Consider the following 13,033-nt stretch of genomic DNA (forward strand, 5'->3'; position numbering starts at 1 on the left):
TGAGTTTTGATAAAAATTCATTCTGTTCCTACCTTTACATTGCTTATATTAACTAAGTTAAGGGATATTTGTTTTTAGAAGATTAACTTTATGGATGGCTCTAATATATATGTGGAATATTATGTATTTATTAATTTTGTTAATTCCTTCTTCAAGTAACCTGCCAGTTATTTTAATTACAATTTTTCATACCCCCTAAACAATTTTACATAAAATCTCCATACTTTTTTTCGACATCAGGATGTGACATCAAATAATCACGAAATGCCAGATGACGATCAATATTGGAATCATACTTAGCTAATCACTAATCAGCAAAATTAAAAATACGACTTAACTGGAACTATGTGAAAATGACACATAATTTCGATTAAGTCGTATCGCTGTTTTCTATTTTATTGGAATCACGGTTAAAAAATTTACGTTACCTGTCCTAAATACAAATTGAATTAAATGTTTAAGCAAGTTTGTAAGAATATTTAACCATAAACTGTTCAAATAATTATTGAGCTTGAGGTAATGATCGATCGTTTTCTATATGTTCCTCATCTTTTATTTTTTCGACATGAGTGACATACACTGCACAAACTGCATCCCCTGAAACATTCACTGCTGTTCGTGCCATATCTAAGATTCGGTCAATCCCAATAATTAAAGCAATCCCTTCAACTGGTAATGAGACTGCATTTAATACCATCGCTAACATAATTAAACCTGCTCCAGGCACTGCTGCTGTACCAATACTTGCTAAAACTGCTATGATAACAACGATTGCAAGTTGAGTTAATGTAAGATTGACATCGTAAACTTGTGCGATGAATACAGTCGCAACACCTTGCATAATAGCTGTACCGTCCATATTCACCGTCGCTCCAAGTGGCTGTACAAAACTACTGATGGATTTAGGGACACCCATTTTTTTCTGTGCAATATCCATTGATACAGGTAATGTAGCACTACTGCTTGAAGTACTGAACGCAATTGTCATAGCAGGGAAGAAATCTTTGACAAATTGAATAGGATCTTTTTTCGCCATAAATTTAAGTGCTCCACCGTAAACCAATATAAAATGAACGATTAATGCTAAAATCACGACAATCATATAAAGTCCCATAGCTTTAATTGCATCGAATCCTTGCTTACCAATTGCCGAAGCGATCAAACCAAAAGTACCATATGGCGCAAACTTCATAACTAAAGTAACTAAATACATCATAATTTCGTTACCCTCATCAATGACTTTCAAGACCGTCTTTACTCTCTCACCTAAAAATGCCAAGGCGATACCAATAAATACTGAGAAGAAAATAATCTGCAGCATATTTGCCTCAACAAATGCGGCAACAGGATTTGTCGGAATAATACCTAACAAAGTATCTGTAACTGCAGGTGCTTTTTGAGATTCATAGCTCAACCCTTCAGTATTAAATGTACCGACCATACCAGGTTTGATAATAGAAGCAAGTATAATAGCAATTGTAATAGCAATTGCTGTCGTTAATAAAAAGAATGCAACTGACCTCACACCAATTTTACCAAGTTTTTTAGGATCACCTATATTAGCAGTACCTAAAACAATGGAAAAGAATACAAGTGGCACAACGAGCATTTTGATCAAGTTAATGAAGATCGATCCTAGAGGAGAAAAGAAGTATTTGTCAATATACGGGAAAATACTCGGTATTGTAAAATTCATCACAAGACCCACGATTGCCCCCAGAATCAGTGCTATTAAGATATGTCTCGCTAATTTCATAAAATTCTCCTTCCTCATTTTATTGAATATTCAAATAATTGTAATGTTATATTAATCATATGCTATTTTTGTAAAAATAGTAAAATAAAAACCTCTTATTTTGTAAAATTATATAAATAATATAAATATAAAGCTAAAAGGTTCCACCATATATCAAAATCTTTACTATTACTTTTAGTTGTCATTAACCTTAAATATAATAGTCATGTATGACTTCATAATTTAAACCTTATTCCTCTACCATTCAGCTATTCATTCAGTTGCATAAGTTTCAATCATATCCAACATTAACTCATCCAATTTTTTACTTAATCTGTTATACAGGTAGCCAAATGAATTTTGGATAGGGAATTTTTTTGTTTTTTGAATGATGTCTTTAAAGGTCTCAAAACTAATGTCTTCTAGCTGTCTTTTTTGTGATTTCCAAACGTCCCATTCTAATAACGGGTTTAATTGCTTTTGAATCACATCTACGAACCTCTTAGTCTCTTTTGTATTTCCAGTAGTTGCTGCAAGATGATGGAATATACGATTTCTTAATGATGAATTTAGGATCGGATATGTATGTTTTACATATTGATGTTTTTGATTAAGAGAATAAGATGGTTCCTTTTGAATTTTTGTTGGTTCTTCCTTACTCTCACAAGCATTTTCAGCTTTTTCTTGATGTGACACGCTCGATGTGTCATGACTAACTAAAATAGAAATAATGTTCGCTCCTTTAATGCCATTCATCTTTTTCGTGTGAATGCGTTGAATAATTTGAAGTTCTTCTAAATGCTTTAAACTTCGAAAAACCGTTCTCACCGAAATATCTAGCACTTCGGCAATAGTTTTCGCTTTTAAATGACATGCCCCAGGATAATCAAGTGCATGTGATGCGATTTTATATAGAACTACTTTATCTGACTCTGTTAAATTGTAAAAATGTCTTCGAATGTGACATTCCACATGCTCGTCCATTTCTTGTACGGATTCAAATGATACATGAGGTGCTAAATAGTCAAAACGTGCCATAATCTCCCTGCTTTCTACTCTTTTATTAATTAAATAGAAAGTAAAGGGACAAACAGGGACAAGTCGCAAAATTTTTTTATTCCAACCGGCTAAACCTATATTCTTCCAATTCGTATAGACATATGTACAACCAAAACTTAAGAATTGGAAGTCTTTCCATCTACGACTATAAGTTTGTTGAAGTGCAAGTGGGTTCATTAACTGGCAAACCAAAAGAAGATTATCAAGCGATTATTAACGAACACGCATTAGAATGTTGGTGCTACACATCTTCCAATCAATAACTTTCTCGACTGTTGGGCAAGCATTACAAACACAGCTAATCTTTTAAAAAGAAATTCAATAATGAAAAGGCTTAGAGTAGAAATTTCTCTAAGCCTTTTATTTATAAAATGAAGAATATTAGGTTGTAATGAATAACTTATTCTAGGGTATTCTTACTTTGTAAATACTTATTTTCTAATGGTATTCCATATATCTCCCAAGCCCCAGTTTAAGCCAAATACGTTAGTTTCATTTGCTTATTTTTAGTATTTATCTGTAATAACTCCTATTGATGTTGCTTTAATAAATGGTAGACCTTTTAATTGGGATAATGTTTTAGCGTCTCCTGTTACAACTGCTCCGTAGTAGTGTAAATCATCATCTGTTAACTGACCATCTTTCCCACTTAACGTCTCATCTAAGCGTTTAAATTCCCCTTGCCATCGCGTTTTATATTGTTTTCCAGATTCTATTGCGCTAATAAAACTTTGGACAGGTTCTTCTTTTGTATCGCCATTTTCATCGAGTAAGGAAACCCCATAGACAGTCTTTTCCGAACGAAGAGCATTTTCTGTTCCGATTACTTTATCATTTTTTTTATCAAACTTTTTAAATTTAAAATTATCTTTATCTTCATTGACGTCATCCACCCAAAGCCAAGTAAGTGTCATTTTACTTGGTATTAATGACTGTACCTCTTTGAATGTATACCCTCGGTCAAAAGAAAGGGCGATTTCCATTACCTTTTCTTTCCCAATATGATCAAGCGACGCTAAATCATTACGATATGTTTTATATTGTAAAAAAGGATAGAAAAAAACCATTTCACGTTGGCCTAGTTCGTTATAGTGCTGTTTTTGTAAATCATCTTCAGCAAAACTATCACCAATTATGCTGGGTGATTCTGTCGATATTCGATTTAAGTATTCATCACGGAAAAGACCAAATCCGTACTTCTCTTGCCCCGTATAAACGACTTTCCCTTCAATTATCTTATAAGTCGTATAATGATTTTCCCCTCCTAATATTTCTTGATAACGTTCAAGTTTTCCAATAAATTCATCTGGTGCTGATATTTCATGGAAATCATCAGATGATTCTAGTACTGGCATCTCTAAACGGTAATTAATTTCCCTATTTGCAATCATACCTATAACTGTGACGACAATTAGAACTATAAGCGTAATCAATACTGTTTTCCAATTGGCACGTCGCTTTGCTTTTTTAATGGTTTTTTCCATTTTCGTTACATCGAAAATATCATCTATTTTATCTTTGCTCATATCCTTTATCCTCCCAAATCTTTTTAAAATTTTTGCGAGCCCGTTGTAAATACGTCTTCACATGCGTTTCTTTGACACCAAGAATCTCACCAATTTCTTTATATGATAGTTCCATATAATACTTTAGGATGAGTAGTTGTTGGTAGGTTTGCTGAAGTTCCTGTAGTACTTCAGTCAATTCTTTTGCTTTCTCTTTTGTCAATAAATCACTCTCTACATGCTCAAGAATAGGCATTAAAAGTTCTAAATCATCATCTTCTAGCTTAACAACTAATTTACTTTTGTTATAAAGAGAATAATAACGATGAATCGCCACCTTAAACATCCAAGCCCGCATTTTATCTGCTTTAATTTGTTGGAGACATTCAATTGCTTTTATTATCGTCTCTTGCGTAATATCTTCTGCATCTTCTTTAGCAGCCCCTATTTTAATCAAATATTTGAAGATAATTTTTGCATGTTCAAGAAGTAATTGTTCCCATTCATATTTCAAAACTTCACCAACTTTTGGATATCCATTTTTTATAATTAGCGATCACTCACCTATATAACAATTCTAATGTAAAAAAGTATACAACTTTTGAAAAATTTTCTTCTTAAATAAAAAAAACCGAAAAACCGCATATAATTCAATGCGATTCCATGGTTCTACAAGTTAACTACTTTAAAGTTAAGGTAAATATTGCTGTTTTTAATAAAGAACTTTAATAACTTTTAAAAGTAAAAGACTTAGAGTAGAAATTTCTCTAAGCCTTTTACAATTAATCTATTTCATCATATTGGATTTTCTCTATCACACAAAATTATAATTTTCGCATTTTCTTTCCTGATTTCAGGATAATATTTACTCCCATCGCATTACCACCATATATGTGATTCTTTATCTTTGATACATCTATATTCGTCTCAATATTCTCAGTTTTTCTCTGATTCCCTTTTAACTCTACTTCATAAGGACCATTGTTGTTCATAAGTGTTACCATTGGTACTCCCCCATCATATTTATCATAAAACTCAATACTGAATTTGATATCAGTACTACTATAATTTTTAAACGGAAGCTTACATTCTCCATGTAAAGTTTTTTTATTGATCATATTGAAATTACAACTACTTGATCCACTTTCATAAGATACTGCGTAAATACCTGTTGCAAATGTTTTTTGATATGAACTGACTATCATTGATGGTGCAAAATTGACGACCATAATTGCAATCAATGTTGCACGAACATGATATTTATTCAACGAATTGTTAAGGAAAAATAAACCTGCCAACAATAAGGTTAATGAAGTAATTCCCACATATAAGATTCCATTTGTAGAGCGAACAGGAATGTTCAAATCTGATGCAACAGTCTCACCTAAAGGACCTTCGTTTGGAATTGGCAAGTTCAATATTAATACTGCAACAAAAATAATAATTGCAGTATAGAACATCTTTTTATTATCTATCATATGTAGCACATCCTTCTTGATCTTATAATCTTTTAATCTTAAGTGCTTCGCATTAACAATCATTATGAGACCATTTCAACTGCAACTTACACTGTAATTGCTCGACACTTATTTAGTATTCTCTTTACCTCACTTTAAATCACTAACGCCCTTCCAACCTATATAATACAAGTTTTATGAAGAAATATGTAATCTATAACTATAAAATAGTATAAGTTAAGCGCACCTTACGCATTAATAGAAAATGGTTATAAACCAAATTCAAAAACGAAAGGAGCGCTCTTTTTATTTTCATCTATGAAGCCTGGGATTGTTAGTATGGCAGAGAGTTGGAACGTTAGGGATTAGTTTAATAAATAGAATGCGCGTGAGGCTGAGGAAACAAACCTTTTGTCTATGGTACTAAGCAAACATTACAAAAAGATGCGAATAAGTAGGATTAACAGTGTTTGATTAATATATGACTTACATTTTCTTTGAAAAAAGATAAAAAGCAGGGACTTTATATCCCCGCTTCTTACCCTTTATCCAAATATTAAATTAGTTAGATGCCGTCTTATCATTACTATGATTGATAGAAATCTCAACCGTCTCCCCTAATCTCAACTTTCGCTTCATCAACCCATAATACATGAAGGATGGCACGGCCAACCCCAAGATCCAAGCAAGATCTGCTCCCCCCAGTGCTTTAGCAATCGGCCCCATATAGAGCGATGTATTGATGAACGGAATTTCCGCGAGAATGGATACGACAAAGGTCATTGTGGTGATCATATTAACTTTTCCGTATTTTCCGTTTAAATCAAAAATATCTTTAATACTATATTCTCCATGACGAAGTAAGTAGAAATCTACTAAGTTAATAGCCGTCCATGGGATTAAAAAATAGCTGATAAATAATATAAAGTTAGTAAAGTTACTTAAAAAGTTTCCTTTTCCCAATATCGTCAATAGCGTACCGATGATGGTAATTCCTAAGACAAAGAACATTCTTACTTTAGGGGTGAATTTCAATTTGGAAAACGGTTCAATTGTAGAAACCGTAGACATAAATGAGCCATATAAATTAAATACATTAATCGAGAGCTGCCCCAAAAAGATAGCGATAAACATAATAAGGGCAAAATTGCCAAACTGATGGGCTAAATGATCTCCTGAATTATTTAGATATCCAGGAATGGCTGTTGCTAAAATAACACCTAGAAGCATCATCCAAACAGTTCCTAAAACAGCCCCAGCATAAGTATACCAAAAGGTTTGAGCTGAAGGCGTATCTACTGGAAGATATCTTGAATAGTCTGCAACATAGGGGGCAAATGACAGCTGCCATGTTGCAACAACACTAACACTCAGCAAAAATGCCGGAATATCAATATGTGTAGGAGACCAACTTCCTTCCGGAACAGGCAATTGAATAATAATAATGGTTGCAATAAGAAAAACGATGAAAAAGAACCATGATAAGTATTTCTGCATTTTATGAATCAGATCATGACCAATCATGGTCACAATAAATGTGATTATGTTAAGGATAATTATGCTCCAGGTTAAGTCTAGATCTAAGGTACTACTCAGAACTTGTGCCCCTAACAATCCACTGCTTGCAAAAAAACCTAAATACATAAAGATAACTAGGAGTAACGGAATGACGGCTCCTATCACTCCAAATTGTGCACGACTTTGAATCATTTGAGGGATGCCAAGCTTTGGTCCTTGTGCAGAATGTGAAGCCATAAAAATAGCTCCTAGTAAATTGCCAACGATAATGGCTACCACACTCCAAAATAGATTTAACCCAAAGCTGACACAAAGTGCCCCTGTTACAAGCGTGGTCAAATGCATATTGGCTGCAAACCAAACGTGAAACAAGCCCTTTGCTTTACCATGACGTTCATTAGCAGGAATATACTCAATGCTTCTGGTCTCTATTTTCATCTACATACCTCCGTTTTTTTTATTTGAAGCAATGAGTTTTACTTATGAACCGCTTCCTTTTTCGTCTTATTTTCCTCTTTGATTTCTTTTTCCTTTAAAACAAAACTGAGCAAATCCAATGCCAGCCTTGCTCCTACTTGACCAGTCATTCCTGAAGAATCATAAGGAGGGGCTACCTCAACTAAATCAAAACCAATGACATTTCCTCTTTCCGCAATTCCTTCAAGCAATTCATTGACTTCATCGTAAATAAACCCACCTGGCGAAGGGGTACCCGTTCCAGGTGCGACAGAAGGGTCTAAACCATCAATATCAATGGTGATATAATATTTTTCGCCTTTTGGAAGCAACTCCAAAACATTCTCAAATCCCATTTTTCTCATTTTCCTAGGAGATAAGATGACACTTCCATATTCACGAGCTGCATCCACGTCTTCTTTTAAGCTACTACTAATTCCTCGGATACCAAACTGAAAAATTTTTTGAACATGATCCATTTCTGATAGCCTACGGATACAGCTACCGTGTCCATATCGCTGCCCAGAACGATGGTCCGCCCAATCTAAATGAGCATCAATTTGTATTACATGAAAAGGCCCTAACTCTTCTAAGGCCTTTCCAACAGGAATTGTAATCGAGTGATCGCCACCTAACACAACGGGCATGGCACCTTTTGAGACGATTTTTCTAACTGCTTCTTCAGTATTTTCATGACACTGCATAATGTCACCATGAACCATATCAACATCACCACAATCCACAACTTTCCATTTTGGTCCCAGGTACATAATATCTTTTTCAATATCGTAGGCACCGTTTAACCCAAAGCTATAAAGAGTTGAGCCTTCACGAATTCCTCTTGGTCCCATCCTTGCACCCGATTTCCACTGGGTACCCATATCATTTGGAACCCCAATAACCGCTACATCGGCATCAAGTTGCTCTAAATCGGAACAAACGGGATATTTACCAAATGTGCAGATTCCCGTAAAAGGTAAGTTTAAAAACTGCTTGTCATCTTGTTTATTCATGTAAATTGCCCCCTTTAAGTTTTCTGCTAAATTTTATTGCAACTTTCATGCCAAACACTTAAGAGAGTGATTAGCAATGAGTTTGCCAAGTATCTATTACAACTAGTAGAAAAATTATAGTCAATAATGACTACCCTTTTGAACATATTTTCTAATTTTCCGATTGGCAGTAGACTGACTAATTCCTAATTTTTCAGCAAGCTTAATGCTACTGGGATATTTCTGAAACATTCTATTAATATATTCCTTTTCTAAAGTTTCGATATAATCGTCTAGCAGTAATTCTTTTGAATTCAAGCTCATGACATTACCATCCCCTTCGTCTTCTTCCTCAAATTCAATTTCATTACTGCTTGAAGTGATCACTTTTTTTTCAATATAGTTTCTCAATTCTCTAACATTGCCTGGCCAGCTTTGTTGATTAAGCCATGCAATCATTCTCGGTGTGAAATACTTAGTCATTCTATATTTACGGTTCATCTCTTCTGTTATCTCGTATATTAGAGGAATAATTTCTTCCTTCCGCTCCCTAAGTGGTGGAATCTCAATTTTTACGACATTGATCCGATAATATAAATCTTCTCGAAATTTTCTCTCTTTGATTAAGTTCTCTAGGTTTTGATTCGTCGCGCAAATGATTCTGCATTTCACCTCAATTTTTTTTCTTCCCCCTAGTCTCATTAACGTTTGATTTTGCAGAACGGAGAGTAATTTAACTTGAAGATTCATAGGCAGTTCGCCAATTTCATCGAGGAACAAAGTCCCTTCCCCAGCTGCCTCAAAATAACCTTTTTTGCCACCTTTCTTCGATCCGGTAAAGGCACCTTCTTCGTATCCAAAAAGCTCTGACTCAAATAGAGATTCTGGGATTGCCCCACAATTCACCTCAATAAAAGGATTTTTTTCTCTGTCTGACATTTGATGAATCATTTGTGCAATATGGTTTTTGCCAACTCCTGATTCCCCATCCAATAGCACAGTAACGCCCAGTTTTGCCACCCTGGACGCGACATCAAAAACCTTTTCCATTTTTCTGTTCCTTAGTAAGAAGGTATTTACCGATTGCTTCTTTAATTCGGCGATTTCCTTTTGATAGGATTGCAGTGCTTTGGCCACCTGCTCATTTTCTTTTTTTAGGTATTCAAATTCTGTAACGTCCCTGGAAACACTCATTGCCCCTGTCAATTCGCCTGAAGAATCATAAATGGGATAACCAGAAATAATGAGTTTCCTGCCATGCTTCGTTTCCTGGATGAAAGTATCTTTTTTCTTGGTACGCAGGACATTAGCAATGACGGATGGCGAAAATATTCCCTTCTTTTCTAAATCGAAAATATTATGATGGACAATTTGATCACAAGGAATACCAAACACTTTTTCAGTAGATTGACTCGTATATAGAACCATTCCTGATGCATTTGCTATAAATATTTCATCAAACGAATGCGCTAATACATAATTTAAAAGAATTGAATCATTCAAAGTTCCCTTCATATTCATCACCTAGTCATTTTTGATATAATCATAGTCAAATTTGATTAAATATTCAAATTATTCAGATTATTATTTTGATATAATTACATAAATAATCCGGATATCTATAAAAAAATCAACGAAATCAGCTTGTTTTCGTCGATTTTAATCTTATTAGGCATGAAAACTTATTTTGAAGAAATATGTAAGCTATTCCTATCGAATAGGAGGTTTTAACATATTAGATTATAAATTTGTTGCAGTATAAGTTAAGCGCTCCTTTCGCATTAATAGAAAATGGCTGTCAAACCAAATTCAAAAGCAAAAGGAGCGCTCTTTCTATTTCACTCTATATAATTTATTTTCAAACTTCAGATTTGAATGTTCGCTACAGACGGCGCTTTCCACGGGCTTGACTTCAATCTCCTCGTCACTATGTTCCTGCGGGGCTTTCAGCTCAAGCTTTTCCCGTAGGAGTCGCCGTCTTTCGCTTCACAAGGAACAAAATCGGATAAAATTAAATGTTCTTATATTTTATATTGATTTTGCATTATGAAATTGATGCATTTATATAAAAAATCACATTGATTCTTTTGTTTGAGAAGATTCTTTTAACATCGGTAACTCTTCGTGCCACCAAAGAGCTTCTTCTGGATCTTGTTTCATGACTTCACGAACTTCTTTTTTCGTTTCGACTGTAGGGTACGAACCTTTTAAAGCACGACCTGAAGTTTGAACGAATAATAGACTAAAGACGATTAAACCGATAACACTTATAGCAGCTAAATAATAAGCTGGTGCAAGTGGGTCGCCTGTGATGTGTACCAAATAAGAAGCTACAAGTGGTGTTGTACCACCGAAAATTGAAACAGAAACATTAAATGTTAAAGCTAAGGCACGATAACGAACGTCTGAAAAGAACAGACTTGGTAATAGAGAAGGTAGTGTCCCTTCATAGAAACTTAATAAGAAACCAAGTAAGAAGACACCAGCAAAAATAAAACCAACATGTCCATTCCCAATTAACATAAAGGCTGGAATTGACAAGAATGTTAAACCAATTAAGCCCAATTGAACAATCCGCTTGTTACCATATTTGTCAGAAAGACGACCAGCAAACAACGCTAACGGAATCATTAGTGTCATAACAATTAGTAGAATAATTAAGCTTGTTGTATCATCTACACCTAATACTTCTGTTAAGTAAGATGGCATGTACGACAATACCATATAGTTTGTAATATTAAAGAACGCTACGATCACAACACTTAAAAGTAAATCTTTTTTATAATGTTTTAAGATTTCTTTAAATGTAAGTGGTTCTTCCTCACCTTCTTGTTGCGCCTGTTCCATTTCTTCAAAAACAGGAGATTCATCTAAATGGCGACGTAAATATAGACCAACAAGACCAATTGGTGCAGCGATTAGGAATGGAATACGCCAGCCCCAAGCGTGCATTTGTGCATCAGATAATGCAAAAGTTAAAATCGTTACTAAAGCAGAAGCGGCAATGAAACCAGCTAATGTACCAATTTCTAAACCACTACCAAGTGTACCGCGTTTCTTGTCGGGAGAAGATTCAGCGATATAAACCATCGCACCTGAATATTCACCGCCTGTTGAGAAACCTTGAATCATACGAGCAGCCAATAATAGAATTGGTGCCCAAACGCCAATTTGTTGGTACGTTGGCAGTAAACCAATTAATAAAGTTGAAACAGCCATCAAAATAATAGTTGTACTTAACACTATTTTTCGACCGTGTTTATCACCAATTTTAGCAAAGAATATACCGCCAAGAGGGCGTACTAAGAAGGCGGCAGCAAATGTACCGAATGTTAAGACTAGTTGAAGTCCACTGTTATCAACGCCAGCGAAGAATTGCTGACTTAAAATAACAGCTAAATATGCATAAAGACCAAAGTCAAACCATTCCATTGCATTACCGATACTTGTGGCGACTACAGCCTTTCGTGCTTTCTTTGAACTTACTATATTAATATCTTGAGGTTCAATTTCTAAATTGTTTTGTTGCATACTCTAGAACAGCTCCTTTAATGGTTTGCTATTTTCGAGGACTGCAAAAGATTTGAAAAACATTGTTGGATAATAAAATAGCGGAAAAAACAACAATTTAATCTTTTAAAAGCCCAAATTATTTTGTTGTCGACGTATTGATTACCTGAGGTTTTTAATGTGGAGTAAAAATTTTTACACTCTAAGTATATTCAGATTGGATGTATTATGTCAACTAATTAGCATAGAGCGACAAATATTTAGTATAATTACAAGCCCTTCAAAGAGAAAAATAATCTTAAATAAAAGTTTAGTTTTACTAATAGATTTTAAGTATTATTGATTCAATTTTATTTAATATGTAATAGAATATTGAATAAGTAAAACCCTAGAAATCCAAAGGTCTCTAGGGCTTTATTATATATTTACCTCTTTTTTCTTTTTGGTTTGTTTATGTCTATAAAGAAGTTTACGACCTGTTAGAGAAATCAGGAATAAGATCAGTATTAGTACTAAAATTTGCATATATGATAAATTAAAATATTTAGCACCTGTAACAATTAAAAGTGTAGAAATCGTACCTTTTACAATGAAAAAAATAACAATCCATAACCCGCCTTTTTTCCAGTTCATTATTTATTTTATTCCTTCCTACGTTTAAATTCATAAAAAAATCAGTGATAATTCTTGAAAGTGTCACTTTAATGAAAATCTATTACATTAATAAAAAAGTAGATTTTTTCACAAAAATTATCTCCAATTAAATGTGACTACTTCATAATAATTGAAAATGATATTCAT

The 13,033-nt window shown here is 34.0% G+C and carries 11 protein-coding genes; 1 reads left to right on the plus strand and 10 read right to left on the minus strand.

The window, feature by feature from the left end:
- Positions 1-502: 502 nt before the first annotated feature.
- Together ACIQ4I_RS04135 and ACIQ4I_RS04140 are read right to left on the minus strand one after the other, a co-directional pair.
- Positions 503-1,756, minus strand: a complete 1,254-nt coding sequence (locus ACIQ4I_RS04135) for a dicarboxylate/amino acid:cation symporter (protein ID WP_403093028.1) — start codon at positions 1,754-1,756, stop codon at positions 503-505.
- Positions 1,757-2,008: 252 nt separating this feature from the next.
- Entirely contained in the window at positions 2,009-2,971 is a 963-nt protein-coding gene (locus tag ACIQ4I_RS04140; RefSeq protein ID WP_403093030.1) for a helix-turn-helix domain-containing protein, read from the minus strand.
- Between ACIQ4I_RS04140 and ACIQ4I_RS04145 the strand changes: the two genes are divergently transcribed.
- Entirely contained in the window at positions 2,896-3,057 is a 162-nt protein-coding gene (locus ACIQ4I_RS04145) for a DUF4177 domain-containing protein (RefSeq protein ID WP_403093033.1), read from the plus strand. The genes ACIQ4I_RS04140 and ACIQ4I_RS04145 overlap by 76 nt on opposite strands.
- 243 nt (positions 3,058-3,300) lie before the next feature.
- Here ACIQ4I_RS04145 and ACIQ4I_RS04150 read toward each other — a convergent pair whose 3' ends face one another.
- The 8 genes from ACIQ4I_RS04150 to ACIQ4I_RS04185 all read right to left on the minus strand — a co-directional run bounded on the left by ACIQ4I_RS04150 (position 3,301) and on the right by ACIQ4I_RS04185 (position 12,865).
- The gene (locus ACIQ4I_RS04150; protein ID WP_403093035.1) at positions 3,301-4,320 is read right to left on the minus strand and encodes an anti sigma factor C-terminal domain-containing protein; all 1,020 of its coding nucleotides are present in this window, start codon (positions 4,318-4,320) and stop codon (positions 3,301-3,303) included.
- Complete coding sequence (locus ACIQ4I_RS04155) at positions 4,307-4,813, minus strand: RNA polymerase sigma factor (RefSeq protein WP_403093037.1); 507 nt, start codon at positions 4,811-4,813, stop codon at positions 4,307-4,309. Before ACIQ4I_RS04155 ends, ACIQ4I_RS04150 begins: the two co-directional genes overlap by 14 nt.
- A 310-nt stretch (positions 4,814-5,123) precedes the next feature.
- Positions 5,124-5,777, minus strand: a complete 654-nt coding sequence (locus ACIQ4I_RS04160) for a hypothetical protein (RefSeq protein ID WP_403093040.1) — start codon at positions 5,775-5,777, stop codon at positions 5,124-5,126.
- Between the two features lie 540 nt (positions 5,778-6,317).
- Positions 6,318-7,712, minus strand: a complete 1,395-nt coding sequence (locus ACIQ4I_RS04165; RefSeq protein WP_403093043.1) for a purine-cytosine permease family protein — start codon at positions 7,710-7,712, stop codon at positions 6,318-6,320.
- A 38-nt stretch (positions 7,713-7,750) separates the two neighbouring features.
- Positions 7,751-8,743 carry an agmatinase gene (gene speB / locus ACIQ4I_RS04170; protein ID WP_403093046.1) on the minus strand — a complete coding sequence of 331 codons (993 nt, stop codon included), beginning with the start codon at positions 8,741-8,743 and terminating at the stop codon, positions 7,751-7,753.
- A gap of 120 nt (positions 8,744-8,863) precedes the next feature.
- Positions 8,864-10,237: a sigma-54 interaction domain-containing protein gene (locus ACIQ4I_RS04175; protein ID WP_403093049.1), complete on the minus strand. Its 1,374-nt coding sequence runs from the start codon at positions 10,235-10,237 to the stop codon at positions 8,864-8,866.
- Between the two features lie 558 nt (positions 10,238-10,795).
- On the minus strand, positions 10,796-12,253 hold the full coding sequence (locus ACIQ4I_RS04180; RefSeq protein ID WP_403093051.1) for an MFS transporter: 1,458 nt from the start codon (positions 12,251-12,253) through the stop codon (positions 10,796-10,798).
- A 396-nt stretch (positions 12,254-12,649) separates the two neighbouring features.
- Positions 12,650-12,865 (minus strand): hypothetical protein, encoded by a 216-nt coding sequence (locus tag ACIQ4I_RS04185; protein ID WP_403093054.1) that lies wholly within the window; start codon positions 12,863-12,865, stop codon positions 12,650-12,652.
- Positions 12,866-13,033 lie beyond the last annotated feature (168 nt).

The organism is Rummeliibacillus sp. NPDC094406 (assembly GCF_044763875.1).
In the GTDB taxonomy this organism is placed as follows: Bacteria; Bacillota; Bacilli; order Bacillales_A; family Planococcaceae; genus Rummeliibacillus.